The following is a 17040-nucleotide window of genomic DNA, read 5'->3' as shown; positions in this document are numbered from 1 at the left end:
TCCTTCGGGGCAGGTGGCTCTGACGCCGGGTGGGTCGCTGGGCGGGCGCGGCGGGCGGTGCTGCTGTGACCTGCGGGTTTCTCAGGACCGGGAGGAGCAGTGACCGAGGCCGGGCAGGCGCCTGCGCATCCGCTTCAGCGGGGACGGCGGGGTGGTGGCGCCGGGTGCGGTGGTGGCGGCGGGGTGGGGCTCAGGTCACCGGACAGATGGCGCTGGACACGCGAAGGAGATCGACGTGCAGTCGACCTACTAGGGTGGTTCCGGCGCTTGGCATGGCAAGAGATTCGCACGGCGCACGACTCGCGGTCCACTAACGTCCGGATGGTGGACGCTGCTGTTTCGCAGAGCGAGACGGCCGCGGCTTCCCGCCGCTCCCCGCCCCGGTGCCCTGGCACGCAGCCCCACCCCGGGGAGATCAGCCGGACCGCCCCGGCCCGATACCGTTACCCCTGTGCAAGCAGCAGGCGAAACGAACAGACCGAGCCCCGAGCGGCCGTCCCGGCGCCGGGGCAAGGGCTCCCGGCGGGCGGCCAAGCAGGCCACCTGGCGCCACACGGCGTGGGAGCTGGTCAAGGACACCACCAACACCTGCGTCGAGTACCGGGTCACCGGCCTCGCCGCGGAGGCGGCGTTCTTCACCCTGCTGTCGATCCCACCGCTGCTGCTCGGCCTGGCCGGCACCCTCGGCTACCTCGACAAGTTCCTCGGCGCCGGCACCATCGACCGGCTCAAGCACGACATCGTCTCGGCCTCCGGGACGGTCCTCTCGGACTCGTCCATCCACGAGGTCGTGGTGCCGCTGCTGAACCAGGTGTTCGACCACAGCCGGCCCGACCTCGTCTCGATCGGCTTCCTGCTCTCCCTGTGGTCCGGCTCCAGGGCGCTCTACATCTTCATCGACACCATCACCGTCATGTACGGACTGGACGGCAAGCGCGGCATCGTCAAGACCCGGATGATGTCGCTCGGCCTCTACCTCGGCGCCCTGGTGATCGGGTCGCTGGTGCTGCCGCTGCTGATGGCCGGCCCCGGCCTGATCGAGAACGCGGTGCCCGGGATCGCCGGGCTGGTCGGCGCCGCCTACTGGCCGGTCGCGATCGTGCTGCTGATCGTCTCCCTGACCACCCTCTACCACCTGGCCGTCCCGGTCTCCACGCCCTGGCGCGAGGACATCCCCGGCGCCCTGGTCGCCCTGGTGGTGCTGGTCTTCTGCAGCGTCGGGCTCCGGCTCTACCTGGTCAGCTCGGTCGAGGGCCCCTCGGTGTACGGCTCGCTGGCCGCACCGGTGGCCGTCCTGCTGTGGATCTTCGTGGTCGCGCTGGCCGTCCTCATCGGCGCCGCCATGAACGCCGCCATAGACCGCCGCTGGCCCACCCTGGAGACCGCCGACGCCCGCGCCGAGAACGAGCGCGCCCACGAGGAGGCCGCCGCCGCCGTGGTCCGCGAGGTCGCCGCCCGGCGCGCGGTCGAACGGGCCCGGCGCGCCCGCGAACTCGGCCTCGCCGAGGGCACCGAGGAGGAATGGGGCGAGGAGGACGGCGAGGACCTCGACGTGCCCTCCGAGTACCCCGAGCGCTGGGCCGACGTGCTGGCCGCCGACAACGTCCGCGGCCGGCTCACCGCGCGCGGCGGCCCGCACCACCGGCCCACCCCGCCGCCGCCGGACAGCGACCGGCCCACCGCGCCGCCGCCGGACTACCAGGTGCCCGGCTACCCGCCCCGGCCGCCGTGGGACCAGCAGCGGTAGCCGGCGGGGGCTCCCGGCGGGCTCCCCGGCAGGCGCCAACGGCTTCAGGGGCCTCAACGGCCTCAACGGCTTCAACGGCTTCAACGGCACAGGGCCTCCCCCGCGTGGTGCGGGGGAGGCCCTGTGCCGTGTGCGGGTGCCCGCTGACCGTCAGGCCGTCGACGGGCTCGGGGCCGCCGGGCGGTCGCCGGGCCCGGCCTGGGCCGGCAGCGGCTCCGGGCCGGGCAGCGCCGGCTCCAGGGCGGTGCGCCCCGCCGAATCGCTCAGCTTGATCAGCAGCGACACGATCAGCCAGTTCGCCAGCAACGAGGACCCGCCCGCCGCCAGGAACGGCAGCGCCTTGCCGGTCAGCGGCACCAGCCCGCTCACCCCGCCGACCACCACGAACACCTGTAGCGCCAGCGCCGTCGCCAGGCCCGTCGCCAGCAGCTTGCCGAACGGGTCGGTCAGCCCGATCGCCGTCCGCAGCCCACGCTGGACCAGCAGCAGGTACACCAGCAGCACAGCCGTCACCCCGGCCAGCCCCAGCTCCTCGCCGATCGTGGTGAAGACGAAGTCGCTGCGCCCGGCGAAGCCGATCAGCCACGGCCGGCCCGAGCCCAGGCCCGTCCCGGTCAGGTGCCCGGTGCCCAGGCTGAACAGCGCCTCGGCCGGCTGGTCCGAGATGATCGCCGGGTCGTGGTGCTCCTTGTAGATGTCGAGCGGGTGCAGCCAGGCCTCCACGCGGCCGTGCACGTGCGGCTCGACCGTGCCGACCACCGCCGCGCCGCCGACCGCCATCAGCAGGCCGAGCACCACCCAGCTGGTCCGCTCCGTCGCCACGTACAGCATCACGATGAAGACGCCGAAGAAGATCAGCGAGGTGCCGAGGTCGCGCTCGAAGACCAGCACCAGCAGGCTGACCACCCAGATCGCCAGCACCGGCCCGGCGTGCCGCCCGCGCGGCAGCGTCATCCCCCAGACCTTGCGGCCGGCCAGCGCGAGCGCGTCCCGCGAGGCCATCAGGTAGCCCGCGAAGAAGATCGTGATCGCGACCTTCACGAACTCGTCCGGCTCGAAGGAGAGCCCGAACAGGCGGATCCAGCGCTTGGCGCCGAAGTCCTCCGGCCGGCCCGGGAAGAACGCGGGCGCCGCCAGCAGGATCAGCGCGCCCGCCATCAGCAGGTACACGTAGCGCTGGAAGAACCGGTGGTGCTTGACCAGCACGACCAGCGCCAGTGCCGCCAGCACGGCGATGAACACCCACATCAGCTGCGACGGCGCGGCGGGCAGCTTCTGGTAGTCGCCCTTCGCGGAGTGCACGGCCGCGTACGACTTGTCCAGCCGGTCCAGCAGCATCAGCCCGAAGCCGGTCAGGAAGACCCCCAGCGGCAGGATCAGCGGATCCGCGTACGGCGCGAACCGACGCACCGCCAGGTGCGCCACGCCGGCCAGCCCGCCCAGTGCCAGGGCGTGCACCAGCAGCCCGGGCGGCATCTTCCCGGTCAGCGCCAGATAGGCGTCGATGTGTCCCGCCAGACAGACGACCACCGCGAGCGCCAGCAGGCCCAGCTCGATGTTGCGGTGGCGCGTCGCCAGCCGGCGGCCCTCGCCGCGTGCAGTGCTGTGCACCCTGTCCGTCCCCTTGCTTCTTCACCCACGTGGCCGGTATCGCCGACGACGCATCCTGCCAGACGAAGGCGGCGGCCCGGCGGTTGCGTTCCGGCCCGGACGGGACCCGGTCGGGCCTCGGACGGAACCCGGAAGGGAGCGCAACTCCGGCCGGGCAGCGCTCGGTTCGGACTTGGCAAAACTTTGTCCAGGTCGGGGTATAGAGCCGGGCCCCGGGTGCGGCGACCCGGGACGGACCGGACATCATGGGCGGGCCGGCCCGGGTGGGCCCGGGGTGGGCCCGGACGGAAATCACGCCCGGGCGGACGGAGAGGTGCACGGATGGACGGCGCGGTCCAGGCGCTCGGCTACGGCGGGCCACCGCCCTGGCAGTGGTCCGACCTCGCCACCTCGTGGACGGCCGAACCGCTCGTCCTCGCCCTCTCCGCCGCGCTCGGCGGCTGGTACCTGGCCGCGGTGCGCACCGTTCACCGCGCCGGCGGCGAACGCTGGCGGCCCACCCGCACCGCCGCCTTCCTGGGCGGGCTGCTGCTGTGGATCTGGTCCACCTGCTCCGGGCTCGGCGTGTACGAGCGGATCCTGTTCACCGACCGGGCCGTGCAGGTCGTGCTGCTGCTCATGGTCGTCCCGCTGCTGCTGGCGCTCGGCGCGCCGGTCTCGCTGCTCGTCGCGGCCGCGCCGGAGGCCCGGCGGGAGCGGATCCTGCGGGCGCTGCGCAGCCGGCCGTCCAAGGTCCTGATGTTCCCGGCCGTCTCCACCGCGCTGCTGATGGCCCCGCCGTGGCTGCTCTACTTCACGCCCTGGTACGAGGAGTCGGTGTCCAGCGCGTTCGGGAACGTGCTGCTGCACCTCGCACTGGTGCTGCTCGGGCTGGCGTACTTCTGGCCGCGGCTGCAGATCGACCCGGTCGGGCACGAGTACCCGCACCTGGTCGGGCTGTTCATCACCTTCGTCGAGGTGATCTTCGACGCGGGGCTGGGGCTGGTGCTGATCTACGGCGGCCACCTCGTCGCCGAGCACTACTACCTGGCGCTCGGGCGGCCGTGGGGGCCGAGCCTGGCGCAGGACCAGACCTGGGGCGGCAACGTGCTCTGGGTGCTGGGCGACCTGGTCGGGCTGCCGTTCCTGGCCGCGCTGGTGCGGCGGATGGTGGTGCAGGGGCGGGAGGAGAACCGGGCGGTGGACGCCGAGCTGGACGCCCGGTTCGCGGCGGCGGCCGCGCGGGCGGCGGCCGGTTCCGGCTCGGACGGGGTGGCCGGCGGGTCGGGAGGGGGCGGTCCGGCGGAGGAGGAGACCGGGATGCGGCCGTGGTGGCTGGACGACCCCAACCTCAAGCACCGGTACGGCGGGTAGGCGGGCGTTCCGGGCGGGCGTTTCGGGTAGGCGTTTCGAGCGGGTTCCGGGCGGGTTCCGGGCGGGTTCCGGGCGGGTTCCGGGCGGGTTCCGGGGCTGGTTCCGGCGTTCCGGCGGGCGTTTCCGCAGGTCAAAAACCCGTTGGCGGCGGAGGGTCGGTCCGCTAGCGTTTGGGGCGTTCGGTTCGGGGGCCGCTGTGGCCGCCGAGGAGAGAAGCAGGAGGTGAGCCCCATGGTCGGGATTGCCACGACGGCTGCCCAGGGCAGCACTCGCATTCACCTCACCTTCCCGGCCGCCGGCTGACGTCCCGAGACACCTCTCGTCTCACGCAGCCGTAGCCCGCCGGGGTCATCTCCTCCCGAAGGGCCCACTGCGTTGTTCAACGCTGCCTCCGTTCCGTCGTTCTCCTCCCACACCTCCGACCTCCCGTCCGCCCTGCCGCTGGCCGGTTACGGCTGGACGCCCGAACTCGCCGACGACTTCGCGCCGCTGGCCGAGGCCGGGCTGCTCCCGGCCCGGATCGTCCGGGTCGACCGCGGCCAGTGCGATGCCGTGATCGCCGACCCGGAAACCGGCGAGCCGCGCACCGTGCGGCTCGACACCCGGCCGGTCGGCGACGCCGACATGATCAACTGCCCGTGCACGGGCGACTGGGCGGCCGTGGACCTCCACGCCCAGCCGATGGCCGCCGTCGTCGCGCTGCTGCCGCGCTCCACCGCGATCATCCGCAAGGTGGCCGGCAAGCGCTCCGACGGCCAGGTGCTGGCCGCCAACGTCGACACCGTCCTGATCACCTCCTCGCTGGCCGCCGACCCCGACCTCGGTCGGATCGAGCGCTTCCTCGCCCTGGCCTGGGAGTCCGGCGCCGAGCCCCTGGTCGTCCTCACCAAGGCCGACCTGGTGGACGACGCCGAGTTCATCCGGGCCGACGTCGAGGCGGCCGCGCCCGGCGTCACCGTGCTCGTCGTCAGCGCCGAGACCGGCGAGGGCATGGACGTCCTACGGGCCTGCACGCCCGGCACCACCGCCCTCATCGGCCAGTCCGGCGTCGGCAAGTCGACCCTCACCAACGCGCTGGCCGGCACTGCCGCGATGGCCGTCCAGGAGGCCCGCTCGGTCGACCAGAAGGGCCGCCACACCACGACCACCCGCGAGCTGATCCCGCTGCCCGGCGGGGGCGTCCTGATCGACACCCCGGGCCTGCGCGAGGTCGGCCTCTACGGTGGCGAGGGGGTGGACCTCGCCTTCGCCGACATCGCCGGGCTGGCCGAGGAATGCCGCTTCCACGACTGCGGCCACCGGACCGAGCCCGGCTGCGCGGTCCAGGCCGCGCTCGCCGACGGCACCCTGCCGCAGCGCCGGATGGACAGCTACCTCAAGCTCCAGCGCGAGAACGAGTGGATCGCCTCCCGCTCGGACGCCCGGCTGGCCTCGGAGCGGCTGAAGAAGTGGAAGACAATCACCAAGTCGATGCGCGCCGTGGGAGGCACCGTGAAGCACTGACCAGGCCGACCCCGGCCTTGCCGGCCAGGCCTCCGCCCGACTCAGCGGAGGTCGGCCAGCAGCCGGAAGCGCTCCAGCACCACCGGGGTGGTGTCGTCCACGGTGAAACCCGGGTCACCGACGGCGGCCAGCATCTCCGGGCTGCGCCAGAAGCGTTCGTGCGTCGAGCGCCAGGCGGCCACCGTGGTGTACCCCTCGCCCTCGTCGACGGCGTGTTGCAGCCCCACCTCGGCGAGCGGGAGCACCCGGATGTCCGTGGTCTCGATCACGGCGACCGGGCGGTCGTCCGAGTCGAGGACGGCCGTCCGCTCGCCGATCCGCGGCAGCGGGTCACCCGCGTGCTCGTAGTCGGCGAGCAGGCCGGTGGTGCTCGTTTTGGCGCCGCTGAGGACGGCGGCGACCAGCTTGTCGCGCAGAGGGCCGGGGAACGCGAACTCGGCCGGGCGCAGGGCCGCGACCCGCGGATCGTCCGGTCCGGTGAAGGGCTGCTCGGTCATGCGCCCGAGCGTAGCCGCGGCGAGGCCTCAGCTCGCGGCAATTACAGCCCGCGGCAACAACAGCCTGCGGCCATAACAGTCCGCGGCCATAACAGGGAAGGCGAGGAGGGCGGCGGGTGGTGGAGGAGGGGCGGGGTGGGGGGAGGGAGGGGGCCCGATGGTGGTGTCCGAATTCCGCCAGTCACCCCCCGCCGGGTGCCGCAGACTGGACAGCGTGATCGACGACGACATCCGGTACCGAGCCGTGGACAGCCGCGACGCCCGCTTCGACGGGGTCTTCTTCACGGCCGTCACCTCCACCGGCATCTACTGCCGGCCGAGCTGCCCCGCCGTGACCCCCAAGCGCGCCAACTGCGTCTTCTACCCCAGTGCCGCGGCCGCCCAGGGCGCCGGCTTCCGCGCCTGCCGCCGCTGCCGCCCCGACTCCGTGCCGGGCTCACCGGAGTGGAACCACCGCGCCGACCTGGTCGGCCGCGCGATGCGCCTGATCGGCGACGGCGTGGTGGACCGCGAGGGCGTCGCCGGCCTCGCCCAGCACCTCGGCTACAGCTCCCGCCAGCTCCAGCGCCAGCTCACCGCCGAACTCGGCGCCGGCCCGATCGCACTCGCCCGGGCCCGCCGCGCCCAGACCGCCCGGCTGCTGCTCCAGACCACCGAACTGTCCGTCACCGACGTCGCGTTCGCCGCCGGCTTCGCCTCCATCCGGCAGTTCAACGACACCGTCCGCGAGGTGTACGACCGCACCCCCAGCGGCCTGCGCGCCGAGGTCGCCGCCGGCCGCCGCACCGCGACCCCGGCCGGCGGTCTCACCCTGCGGCTCGCCTACCGGGGCGCGATCGACAGCGACCACCTGATCGACTTCCTCGCGCTGCGCGCCGTCCCCGGCGTGGAGGAGGTCGTCCCCGGCCCGCGCCCCGGCGTCCGCACCTACCGGCGCACCCTCGCACTCCCGTACGGCCACGGCATCGCCGAGGTCGACGGGCTCGCGCCGGGCGACCCGCGCACCCGGGGCTGGCTCGACTGCCGCCTGCTGCTCGCCGACCTGCGCGACCTGCCGACCGCCGTCCAGCGCCTGCGGGTCCTGTTCGACCTGGACGCCGACCCGGACGCGGTCGACGAGCAGCTCGGCGCCGACCCGGTGCTCGGCCCGCTGGTCCGGGAGCGTCCCGGCCTGCGCTCGCCCGGCCACGTCGACCCGCACGAGCTGGCCGTGCGCGCCGTCCTCGGCCAGCAGATCACCGTCGGCGCCGCCCGGACCCTGGCCGGCCGGCTCGCCGAGAAGTACGGCACCGCGCTGCCCGAACCCAACGGAGGCCTGCGGCTGGTCTTCCCGGGCGCGGCGGCGTTGGCCGTCGCCGACCCGGAGGACTTCGCGATGCCCGCCGCCCGCCGCCGCGCGCTGACCGGCCTGTGCGCGGCGCTGGCCGAGGGCGTGGTCCGGCTCGACGGCGGCGTCGACCGGGAGGAGTCCGCGGCCCGGCTGCTCGCCCTCCCCGGCATCGGCCCGTGGACCGTCGGCTACCTGCGGATGCGGGCCCTGGCCGATCCCGACGTCTTCCTCCCGGGCGATGTGGGCGTCCGGCACGGCCTCGCCCGCCTCGGCGCCCCCGCGGACCCGAAGTCCGCCGCCCGCGCGGCCGAGGCCTGGGCCCCCTGGCGTTCCTACGCCGTCCACCGGCTGTGGGCCGGGCCCCTGAGCACCAGCACCGAAACGGAGAACACCCCGGCATGAACGGCAACGGCGTGAACGGCGACCGCGTGAACGGCAACGAGGTGATTGGCACCGGCATGAACGGCAACGGCATGAGCACCACCGTCTACACCACCATGGAGAGCCCCTTCGGCCGGCTGCTGTTGAGCGGCGTGCTGCCCGCGGACGGCGGTCCGGCGGCGCTGGCCACCGTCACCGCGCCCGGCCAGAAGTACGCGTTGGCCGAGCCCGCCGACGACTGGATCCTGGACCCGGAGGCGTTGGCCGAGCCGGTCGCCCAGCTGACCGCCTACTTCGCGGGCGAGCGCACCACCTTCGACCTCCCGCTCGCCCCGGTCGGCACCGAGTTCCGCCGGCGGATCTGGGCCGCGCTCGACGAGATCCCGTACGGGGAGACCGTCACCTACGGCCAACTCGCCGACCTCGCCGGGGAGTCGCCGCGCGCCGTGCGGGCGGTCGGCGGCGCGGTGGGTGCCAACCCGCTGCTCATCGTCCGCCCCTGCCACCGGGTGCTCGGTGCCAACGGCTCGCTGACCGGCTTCGCGGCCGGCGTGGACCGCAAGCGTTGGCTGCTGGAGCTGGAGAGCGGGACCCTGTTCTGACCGGGGCCGCCCTGGGTGCTCGACCTCCGGGCCCGCCCCCGCCGCCGACGACGCCCCCGCGCCTCGTGCTCAGCCCGCCGCGGCCCGCAGGTCCACCCGCCAGTTGTGGCTGCGCATGAACCGCCCGGGCGGGAACTCGAAGTCCGTCTCGCCGAGGAGGGTGAACCCGGCCTTCTCGCAGACCGCGTTGGAGGCGGGGTTGTCCACCGACGGGAAGGCGTACAGGTACTGGTGGGCGGCCTCGCGGCGGGCGGCCGCGACGGCGGCCCGGGTGGCGGCGACGGCGATGCCGCGCCCCTGGTAGGGCGGCAGGACGTTCCAGCCCATCTCGTGGACGGTCTCGCCCTCCCACGTCCGGGTGCCGTAGCCGACGGTGCCGACGGACTCGCCGCTCGGCAGCACGATTCGGTACATGCAGCCCAGGCCGGACGGGACGAAGTCCAGGTAGCGGCGGTGCCGGACGAGCAGCTGCTCCTCCGTCTCCGGGCCGCCGACGTGCTTCTTCATCTCCGGGGTGTTGACCCGGCGCAGCAGCGCGAGGTCGGCGTCCGTCCAGGGTTCGATCAGTACCGTTGCTGTGGCCATGGCAGGGACGGTAGCGGTTCGTACCGTCGGTGAACAGCGGTTTTGTGTCGCCCTCCCAGCGGTCCGTGCCCCGCTCCGGGGCTACTCGGCGGAGGCGGGAGTCGGCTCGGCGAGGGCCTGGGCGAGGTGTTCGAGTGCGGGGAGGGCGTGTACCACGGCCGCGCAGTCGGCGGGGTCGAGGGTGCCGAGCGCGGTGGCGATGCGGCGTTCGTGTGCGCGCTGCCAGTCGTCGAGCTGGCGCCGGCCGGCGTCGGTGAGGGCGATCCGGGCGGTGCGGCGGTCGCCGGGGTCGGCCTGGCGGTCGACGAACCCGGCTTCGAGCAGCTTGCCGACGAGCCCGCTGACGGTGTTGGGGGCGAGCCGCTGCCGGGCGGCGAGTTCGCCCACGCGCAGCGGCGCGGCGGCGAGGGTCTGGAGGAGTTCGACCTGCGCCATCGGCAGGGACTCCCACGGGTAGTCGGTCCGGATGCTGCTGCGCAGCGCGCGGCGCAGCCGGGTGACCACGTCGGTCAGCCGTCGGGCGTGCTCGACCGCCGGGTCGGGGGCCCCGGTGGCGGGGTCGGGAACGTGTGGTGACGACGGCATGGCGGACAGCGTATCCCCTGGTACGGACCTGTCCGGAGCCGCTCCCCGCCCCGGCTGCGTCCCGCTGTGCCCGGCTGCGCTCCGGCTATCGTCGACCGGTCCCGGCGGAGCGGTTCCGTCGACGGTGGCCGATTCCTGTCGGACGGCGAGCAGATCGTAGAAGGAACATATCTGCATCCGATATATTCGTGGCATGAACGCCACCGCTCTTGCCGCGCGGCTGCTCACCGAGCGGCCCCGGCCCCGCGGCATAGCCGGCTGGCGCCACGCCCACTGGCTGGCCGTCGGTACCGTCTGCCTCGGCGCCTTCCTGGGACAGCTCACCGCCAGCGTCACCTCCCTCGTCTTCCCGGCCCTCGGCCGGCACTTCGACGCGGGCTTCGCGGCCGTCGAATGGGTCGCCCTCGGCTACCTGCTCGTCCTGGTCGCCCTGCTCGCCCCGATCGGCTGGCTCTCCGACCTGATCGGCCGCAAGACCATGTACCTCGGCGGCTTCGCCGTCTTCGGACTCGCCTCGCTCGGCGCCGGATTCGCCGGCAGCCTCGGACTGCTGGTCGCCTGCCGGGCCGTCCAGGCGGTCGGCGGCGCGATGATGCAGGCCAACAGCGTCGCCCTGGTCGCGCGCGGCGTCCCCGAACACGCCATGCGACGCGCCCTCGGTATCCAGGCGGCCGCCCAGGGGCTCGGCCTCGCCCTCGGGCCCAGCCTCGGCGCGCTGCTGGTCGAACACGCCTCCTGGCGCTGGGTGTTCTGGATCAACGTACCGATCGGCGTCCTCGGCATCCTGGCCGGCTGGTTCCTGCTGCCCTGCACCCGCACGGCCGGTCCCCGGGCCGAACACGCGCCGACCGGCGGTGCGGCCGACGAGGTGCCGGCCGACGACGCAGCCGACGAGGTGCCGGCCACTGGCGCGGCGGGCGAGACGCCGACCGGCGGTGCGGTCGGCAGGACGGCGACCGGCGGTGAGGACGGCCGCTTCGACCTGCCCGGCACCCTGCTGCTCACCGGCTCGACCACGGCACTGCTGCTGGCCCTGTCCACCGCCTCCGGGCTGCCGCTGCCCGGCTGGGCCGTCGCCGCCCTGCTGCTCACCGCCGCCGTCCTCGCGCTCGCGCTGGTCCGTCAGGAACGCCGCGCCGCCCGGCCGATCCTCGCGCCCGGCCTGGTCAACACCCCCGGCGTGCGGTCCGGACTGGTGGTCTCGCTGATCGGCTACCTGCTGCTGTTCTGCCCGCTGGTGCTCGGCCCCGTCCTGCTCACCGACGCGGGCGTGCCGGTGGCCCGGGCGGGCCTGGTCATCACCCTCCTGCCCGCCGCCTTCGCCGTCGCCGCGACCGTCGGCGGCGCCCTGCTGCCGCGCGGCTGGTCGGACGTGACCCGCAGCCGTGCCGGTGCGCTGCTCGCGGCCGCCGGACTGCTGCTGTTCGCCCTGCTGCCCGCCTCCGGCCCGGCCGTGGCCGCCCCGCTGCTGATCGCCGGGTACGGGCTGGGACTGCTGCTGCCCGCCAACAACGCGCTGGTGATGCGGGCGATCCCGGCGGAGTGCTCGGCGGTCGGCGGCGGCATGGTCAACATGGCGCGCAGCCTCGGGACGGCCCTCGGCACCGCGCTGCCGGTCCTCGGCGTCCACCTGGCGGGCGCGGCGTTCGGCGGCCGGACGGTGCTGCTCGTCCTCGCGGCGGTCGCGTTGGCGGCCGTCGGCCTGACCCGGCCGGTGGTCCGGCGGACCGGGGTCCGGCAGGACCCGCCGCTGCGCCGGGCGGCGATCCCCGGGCAGGTCGGGTCGGTCAACGCCCGCTCGGGCAAGGCCAGTTCGGCCCGCTCGCGTTCAGCTGGTGCCCGTTCGGCCGGTACCCGCCCGGGCAGTACCCGTTCGACCACCCGGTGACGGCCGCAGCCGGACCCGCTGCGCGCCTCAGCTCTCCGTCCGGGCGTTCAGGGCGTCCTGGGCCCGGTTGAGGCCGAGCCGGACGAGCGTCTCCAGCGCGTCCGCACACCGGTCCAACTCGGCGGGCAGCGCGGCCTCTTCGTCCTCCGTGAACCGCTTCAGTACGAAGTCGCCGATGCTCTGCCCCTTCGGCGGGCGCCCGATGCCGAACCGCAGCCGGACGAAGTCGCGGGTGCCGAGCGCGTCGCCCACCGACCGTACGCCGTTGTGCCCGCCGGGGCCGCCGCCGCGCTTGAGCCGGCCGGAGCCGAACCCGAAGTCCAGGTCGTCCTGCACCACCACCAGCCGCTCGACCGGAACGCCGTACCGGCGCAGCACCCGGGCCACCGGCCGGCCGGACAGGTTGATGAACCACTGCGGCTTGGCCAGCAGCACCCGGTGACCGTCGACCTCGAGCTCCGCCAACAGGGTGCCGAGCCCGCGCCGGCGGAACCGGGCGCCGTGCCGCTCGGCCAGCCGGTCCACGGTGAGGAAGCCGGCGTTGTGCCGGGTCCGCCGGAACCACGGGCCGGGGTTGCCCAGGCCGGCGATCAGCCAGGGGGCGTCGGGGGTCATCCGGTCTCCATTCGGGGGGGCGTCGGTGGCGCGACGGCGAACCCCCGCCGAACCAGGCCGGCCCGGGGCTGGCCAGGGTCGGCGGGGGGTCGGCGGGGGTGGGCGCGGTCGGTGAGGGCGCGGTCGGTCAGGACGCGGGCACGCCGGGGGCTGCGCCGCGCTCCTTCAACATGTCGGTCATCAGCTCCATCTCGGAGGTCTGGGCGACCACCATCGACTGGGCCAGCCGCTTCTCGACGTCGTTCTTCGCCAGGTCCACGTAGCCCTGGGCCATCTCGACGCCGCCCTTGTGGTGCTCCATCATCAGCTGAAGGTAGAACACCTCGGCGTCCCGACCGCTGAGCGAACGCAGCTTCGCGATCTGGGTGTTGGTGGCCATGCCGGGCATCAGCGAACCGTCGTGGGCCTGGTAGTCGTGGCCCATCCTCATCCACGCCATCGGCTTGGCCGGCGAGTGCTGCGGCAGGGCCCACTGGTCGATCCAGCCCATCATCATCCCGCGCTGGTTGGCCTGGGTGTTGATGATGTCGAAGGCCAGGGTGCGGGTCGGCTCGTCGCTCGTCCGGTCCCGCACGATGAACGACAGGTCCACCGCCTGCTGGTGGTGGGTCGCCATGTCGCGGGCGAACCCGGCCTCGGGCGAGTCGTCCGCCGGGGCGGCCGCCTCGGACGAGCCGGACGCGGACGTCCCGCTCGCCACCAGGGCGGGCACGCCGAGGGCCAGCGCGAGCGCGGCGGCCAGCGCGGCCGGCCACCACAGCCGGCGGCGCGAGGCCGGGCGGACGGCCTCGGCCTTGGCCTCGGTGCCGGCGCCGGCCTGGGCGTCGGCCTCCGGCCCGGTGTTCTCGGCGGTCACATCTGCCCCATGGTGCAGGAGGCGCCCGGCTCCTGGGTCTGCTTGCCCTGGACGTACTTGGTGAAGAACCGGTCCACCCGAGGGTCGCTGGCGCTGTCCACGACCAGCTGGGTGCTCCAGGCGTTCAGGGTGATGGTGCCCTTCTCGTCCGGGTACGGGCTCATCAGCGAGTACGGGGTGGCCTTGACCTTGTCGGAGAGGGTCTTGATGTCGTCCGGCGTGGCCTTGCCGTTGTACGTCACCCAGACCGCGCCGTGCTCCAGCGAGTGGACGGCGCGCTCGTTCTCGACCGGCTGGTCGTAGACGTGGCCCATGCAGTCCAGCCAGACCGCGTTGTGGTCGCCGCCGACCGGCGGGGTCATCGGGTAGTTGACCTTCTCCTTGACGTGCGTACGGCCCAGTTCGCCGAAGGTCTGCACGCCCGGGATGTCCGCGTTGGCGGCGGCCTCCTTGTCCTTCTTCTTCTGGTTCTGGTCCATCACGAGCCAGGTGCCGGTCGCGATCGCACCGATCACCAGCGCGCCGCCCGCCACTGAGGCGATGATCTTGTTGCGGCGGTCGCGGCGCTGCTCGGCGGCGCGCAGCTCGGCGATCCGGGCGCGGCGGTCGAGACCGGCCTGCTTGGCGCCGGACTTGCCGGACTGCTTGCTCGACTGCTTCGAGGCGGAACCCATGGTGGTTGTCCTTGTCTCCGCCGCGCACCGGGGTGGGGGCGGCGGTTGGCTGTATCGGGGGAGGGCGGATCCGCCGGCGGGTGCCGGGCGGTGGGTTCCGCTCAGGACCGGTGTACTTGGAGCTCGTGCAGATCGGGCGCGGGGTGCGGACCGTCCAGCAACCCGGCGGGCACCACCCTGGGCAGCGCGTCGGGCGCCGGGGTGAGCGGCGACCCGGCGGGCTGCGGATGCGGCGGCGGGTTCGGGAGCTGGGCGTCCTGGGCGCAGTACGGGTGGCTGGAGCAGCCGTTGTCCCGGTGCGGGGGCTCGCCGTCGGCGGTGCACCAGGTCCAGTGCCGCTGGTCCTCGGCGAGCAGCCTGAGGTCGGACGCGGTGAGGTTCGGTGCGGCGCCGTTCGGTTCGGCGCGGTTCGGCGCGGTGAGGCCGGATGCCTTGGCGGCGGGGTCGGGGTGCGCGGCGGGGGCCGTCGTCACGGTGATCGCCGCGGTCATGGTGGGGGCCAGCGCTGGGGCCGCGGCCGCGGCCGGAGCTGAGTGGGCGCCCGCGCCGACCGCCTTCGCCTGGCCCGCGCACGGCAGCGCCGTGAGCAGCGCGGCCAGCAGCAGCACCAACAGCGCACCCGCCGGGCGGCCCGCCCATGCGGCCCTCCCCGGTCGGGGCGAGCTGGGGGCCGACGCGGTCATGCGGACATTTAATCAGCCGAACGAGTGAAGCGATGCCCCTCCTTGGGCCCCATTTTCGGGCACCCGCGGAACCGAACACCCCGGAAACGGCCTGCTCCGGGCACTTCCGGCAAGCACGGACGGAACGGAAGCGAACACGGCGGTGAACCCCCTGATCGGGCCGCCGCGGAAGCCCCTGGTGACGCCCCCGTTCAACCCCTTTCACGCCCCTGTTCAACCCCCCGAGGGGCGCGATGGCCGGGACTTTCCGATCACTGTCCGGTTGTCGCTGAAACCCGGACAGCGTCGTTGCGCTTGGAGACAATGACGTCGAGTCCGGCCCCGCCGGGGGCGGCACGACCACGGACCTCCCAGGAGCCGCCAGATGAGCATGCAGGGTGCACCCGCACAACCGCACCGGCCCGACGACGGCTGGTGGGACACGGTCTACGAAGGCCCCGCGGGCACCCTCCCCGACACCCCGGACGCCGACCCGGGCGACGGGAGCGTCGACGACTGGTTCGACACGGCGGTCGGCCTCATCGGCCACCAGCGCACGGCGGAGCCGGAGCCGGAGCCGGAGCCGGAGCCGGATCTGGAGCCCCAGCCGGTAGCGGAGCCGGAGCCTGAGCCGGTAGCGGAGCCGGAGCCCGCTGACACGGTGGTGCTGGAACGGGACAGCATCGACGACTGGTTCGACACCGCGATCGGTGTGATCGGACCGGAGTACACCTCCCCGGAGACCCACAAGTTCCGGGCCCCCTCCTTCGCCGACGACGCCCCCGAATCGACGCCCGCCCCCACCCCCACCGTCTCCCTCGACAAGCCCACGCCCGCGCCCATCGCCGAGGCCCAACCCGAGCCGGAACCCGAGCCCGTCGCCGAGGCGGCCCCGGAGCCCGAACCCGCTCCGGAACCGGAACCGGAGCTGGAGCCGGTCCCGGAACCCGAGCCCGAACCGACGGCCGAGGCGGAGCCCGTCACCGAAGCAGCCCCGGACCTCGCCCCCGAACCCGAGCCCGCCCCCACCGCCGTGCGGGAGCCGGAGCCGGTCCCGGAACCCGAGCCCGACCACGCGCCCGAACCCGAACCGGCCACCCTCGCCGCCGCCACGGCCGCCGCGACCGCGTCCACTGCCGCAGCCGCCGCCACCACCCTCATCCCCGACCAACGCCCGCTCGCCCGCTCCCCCCTCACCGACAGCGGGACGGCCACCCCGCACGTCGGTGAGCGCCCGCCCACCTATGGCCCGGAGCCGACCGCCGTGCCCGAGGCGGATCCGGGCTCGCTCGGCTCGGTCATCGCGGACACCGTGCTGGAGGGGGCCCAGTACGGGTCGTCGGTGCTGCGGGCGGTGTCCGTCCGGGGCGACTCCGCCCGCTACCGGGGCGAGCCCCGCCGCGACGCGCTGCTGGTGACCAGGTTCGGCGACGGCCCCGACGGACTGCTGCTCGCCGTGCTCGCCGGCTTCGACCGCACGGGTGGCGCCGCGGACGAGGCGGTCACCCCGGAGGCGGTCGGCACCAGCACGGGCGAGTCCTGCCGGCAACTCGCCGCCGCGATCGGCCGCAGCCGGGCGGGCCTGGCCGCCGACCTGCGCGACGGCGCCCGGGACCGGCTCCGCTACGGCCTCCAGCGGCTCGCCACCAGCGCGGCGGCCCCGCTGCGCGCGCTCTCGCCCCGGGAGGAGGGGGACGAACGCCCGTCCCCGGCGTCGCTGCACTGCCTGCTGGTGTCGCTCGACCCGGCGGCCGGCTACCGAGCGGCGTTCGGAGTCGGCCCGGGCGGGCTCTACCTGTTGCGCTCCGGCCACTGGATCGACGCCTACGCGGCGCGGCTGCTGCACCACCCGGACGGCCAGCCGCCGACGCCGGAGGGACCGGTGCCGGACCAGCGACCGTTCCGCTTCCGCCTGGTACCCGCCACCCCGGGCGACATCCTGCTGCTCTGCACACCGGGCTTGGCCCGCCCGATCGCCGACGAGCCGGCCGTCGCCCATTTCCTCTCCGCCCACTGGGCGCACCCCCACCCGCCCGGCACCGTCGACTTCCTCCGCCAGGTCCAAGTCCGCGCCAAGGGCTACGCCGACGACCGCACCGCCGCCGCCATCTGGACCGAATAACCCGGCCCGCCCCCTCCATCCACCCCTCA

16 protein-coding genes are annotated in these 17040 nt (G+C 74.3%); 7 read left to right on the top strand and 9 right to left on the bottom strand.

Annotation, left to right across the window (positions count from 1 at the left end):
* Positions 1-190: 190 nt before the first annotated feature.
* A complete protein-coding gene (locus tag ABTY15_RS18870) occupies positions 191-274 on the bottom strand; it encodes a putative leader peptide (RefSeq protein ID WP_310593185.1) in 84 nt (27 codons plus the stop codon).
* Between the two features lie 177 nt (positions 275-451).
* On the opposite strand from ABTY15_RS18870, the gene ABTY15_RS18865 reads away from it, so the two are divergent.
* Entirely contained in the window at positions 452-1747 is a 1296-nt protein-coding gene (locus ABTY15_RS18865; RefSeq protein WP_350591260.1) for a YihY/virulence factor BrkB family protein, read from the top strand.
* Positions 1748-1897: 150 nt separating this feature from the next.
* On the opposite strand, the gene ABTY15_RS18860 is transcribed toward ABTY15_RS18865, so the two are convergent.
* Entirely contained in the window at positions 1898-3358 is a 1461-nt protein-coding gene (locus ABTY15_RS18860) for an FtsW/RodA/SpoVE family cell cycle protein (RefSeq protein ID WP_350591255.1), read from the bottom strand.
* Positions 3359-3679: 321 nt separating this feature from the next.
* On the opposite strand from ABTY15_RS18860, the gene ABTY15_RS18855 reads away from it, so the two are divergent.
* Positions 3680-4711, top strand: a complete 1032-nt coding sequence (locus tag ABTY15_RS18855; RefSeq protein WP_350591250.1) for a cytochrome c oxidase assembly protein — start codon at positions 3680-3682, stop codon at positions 4709-4711.
* A 375-nt stretch (positions 4712-5086) separates the two neighbouring features.
* On the top strand, positions 5087-6214 hold the full coding sequence (gene rsgA / locus ABTY15_RS18850; RefSeq protein WP_350591243.1) for a ribosome small subunit-dependent GTPase A: 1128 nt from the start codon (positions 5087-5089) through the stop codon (positions 6212-6214).
* A 41-nt stretch (positions 6215-6255) separates the two neighbouring features.
* Here rsgA and ABTY15_RS18845 read toward each other — a convergent pair whose 3' ends face one another.
* Positions 6256-6711, bottom strand: a complete 456-nt coding sequence (locus ABTY15_RS18845; protein WP_350591235.1) for an ASCH domain-containing protein — start codon at positions 6709-6711, stop codon at positions 6256-6258.
* A 157-nt stretch (positions 6712-6868) separates the two neighbouring features.
* On the opposite strand from ABTY15_RS18845, the gene ABTY15_RS18840 reads away from it, so the two are divergent.
* Positions 6869-8443, top strand: coding sequence for a DNA-3-methyladenine glycosylase 2 family protein (locus ABTY15_RS18840; protein ID WP_502893536.1), 1575 nt, complete (start codon positions 6869-6871; stop codon positions 8441-8443).
* A gap of 71 nt (positions 8444-8514) precedes the next feature.
* The gene (locus ABTY15_RS18835; RefSeq protein ID WP_350591817.1) at positions 8515-9024 is read left to right on the top strand and encodes a methylated-DNA--[protein]-cysteine S-methyltransferase; all 510 of its coding nucleotides are present in this window, start codon (positions 8515-8517) and stop codon (positions 9022-9024) included.
* A 69-nt stretch (positions 9025-9093) separates the two neighbouring features.
* Here ABTY15_RS18835 and ABTY15_RS18830 read toward each other — a convergent pair whose 3' ends face one another.
* Positions 9094-9609 (bottom strand): GNAT family N-acetyltransferase, encoded by a 516-nt coding sequence (locus ABTY15_RS18830; protein WP_350591225.1) that lies wholly within the window; start codon positions 9607-9609, stop codon positions 9094-9096.
* Between the two features lie 81 nt (positions 9610-9690).
* Positions 9691-10194 (bottom strand): MarR family winged helix-turn-helix transcriptional regulator, encoded by a 504-nt coding sequence (locus ABTY15_RS18825; protein WP_350591220.1) that lies wholly within the window; start codon positions 10192-10194, stop codon positions 9691-9693.
* A gap of 193 nt (positions 10195-10387) precedes the next feature.
* Between ABTY15_RS18825 and ABTY15_RS18820 the strand changes: the two genes are divergently transcribed.
* Positions 10388-12082 carry an MFS transporter gene (locus tag ABTY15_RS18820; protein ID WP_350591211.1) on the top strand — a complete coding sequence of 565 codons (1695 nt, stop codon included), beginning with the start codon at positions 10388-10390 and terminating at the stop codon, positions 12080-12082.
* 27 nt (positions 12083-12109) lie between these two features.
* Here the strand turns inward: ABTY15_RS18820 and pth are convergent, their stop codons facing one another.
* The 4 genes from pth to ABTY15_RS18800 all read right to left on the bottom strand — a co-directional run bounded on the left by pth (position 12110) and on the right by ABTY15_RS18800 (position 14910).
* On the bottom strand, positions 12110-12697 hold the full coding sequence (pth, locus tag ABTY15_RS18815) for an aminoacyl-tRNA hydrolase (protein WP_350591208.1): 588 nt from the start codon (positions 12695-12697) through the stop codon (positions 12110-12112).
* Between the two features lie 127 nt (positions 12698-12824).
* On the bottom strand, positions 12825-13457 hold the full coding sequence (locus tag ABTY15_RS18810) for a DUF305 domain-containing protein (RefSeq protein WP_502893538.1): 633 nt from the start codon (positions 13455-13457) through the stop codon (positions 12825-12827).
* Between the two features lie 92 nt (positions 13458-13549).
* Positions 13550-14227, bottom strand: a complete 678-nt coding sequence (locus ABTY15_RS18805) for a thioredoxin-like domain-containing protein (protein WP_350591203.1) — start codon at positions 14225-14227, stop codon at positions 13550-13552.
* 101 nt (positions 14228-14328) lie between these two features.
* On the bottom strand, positions 14329-14910 hold the full coding sequence (locus ABTY15_RS18800; RefSeq protein WP_350591200.1) for a hypothetical protein: 582 nt from the start codon (positions 14908-14910) through the stop codon (positions 14329-14331).
* A 364-nt stretch (positions 14911-15274) separates the two neighbouring features.
* Between ABTY15_RS18800 and ABTY15_RS18795 the strand changes: the two genes are divergently transcribed.
* Entirely contained in the window at positions 15275-17011 is a 1737-nt protein-coding gene (locus ABTY15_RS18795; RefSeq protein WP_350591195.1) for a PP2C family serine/threonine-protein phosphatase, read from the top strand.
* Positions 17012-17040 lie beyond the last annotated feature (29 nt).

Source organism: Kitasatospora sp. NPDC097643, from assembly GCF_040302625.1.
Taxonomy (GTDB): domain Bacteria; phylum Actinomycetota; class Actinomycetes; order Streptomycetales; family Streptomycetaceae; genus Kitasatospora.
The sequence above is the reverse complement of the archived record's forward strand: the minus strand, read 5'-3'. Positions and strand labels throughout refer to the sequence as shown.

What these genes read in the sequence shown, in the direction of transcription:
- ABTY15_RS18835 (WP_350591817.1), top strand. Translation starts at nt 8,515, where the DNA reads ATGAGCACCACCGTCTACACCACCATGGAGAGCCCCTTCGGCCGGCTG.
- pth (WP_350591208.1), bottom strand. Translation starts at nt 12,697, where the DNA reads ATGACCCCCGACGCCCCCTGGCTGATCGCCGGCCTGGGCAACCCCGGC.
- ABTY15_RS18795 (WP_350591195.1), top strand. Translation starts at nt 15,275, where the DNA reads ATGAGCATGCAGGGTGCACCCGCACAACCGCACCGGCCCGACGACGGC.
- ABTY15_RS18845 (WP_350591235.1), bottom strand. Translation starts at nt 6,711, where the DNA reads ATGACCGAGCAGCCCTTCACCGGACCGGACGATCCGCGGGTCGCGGCC.
- ABTY15_RS18870 (WP_310593185.1), bottom strand. Translation starts at nt 274, where the DNA reads ATGCCAAGCGCCGGAACCACCCTAGTAGGTCGACTGCACGTCGATCTC.
- ABTY15_RS18825 (WP_350591220.1), bottom strand. Translation starts at nt 10,194, where the DNA reads ATGCCGTCGTCACCACACGTTCCCGACCCCGCCACCGGGGCCCCCGAC.
- ABTY15_RS18800 (WP_350591200.1), bottom strand. Translation starts at nt 14,910, where the DNA reads ATGACCGCGTCGGCCCCCAGCTCGCCCCGACCGGGGAGGGCCGCATGG.
- ABTY15_RS18855 (WP_350591250.1), top strand. Translation starts at nt 3,680, where the DNA reads ATGGACGGCGCGGTCCAGGCGCTCGGCTACGGCGGGCCACCGCCCTGG.
- ABTY15_RS18820 (WP_350591211.1), top strand. Translation starts at nt 10,388, where the DNA reads ATGAACGCCACCGCTCTTGCCGCGCGGCTGCTCACCGAGCGGCCCCGG.
- ABTY15_RS18840 (WP_502893536.1), top strand. Translation starts at nt 6,869, where the DNA reads ATGGTGGTGTCCGAATTCCGCCAGTCACCCCCCGCCGGGTGCCGCAGA.
- ABTY15_RS18805 (WP_350591203.1), bottom strand. Translation starts at nt 14,227, where the DNA reads ATGGGTTCCGCCTCGAAGCAGTCGAGCAAGCAGTCCGGCAAGTCCGGC.
- ABTY15_RS18830 (WP_350591225.1), bottom strand. Translation starts at nt 9,609, where the DNA reads ATGGCCACAGCAACGGTACTGATCGAACCCTGGACGGACGCCGACCTC.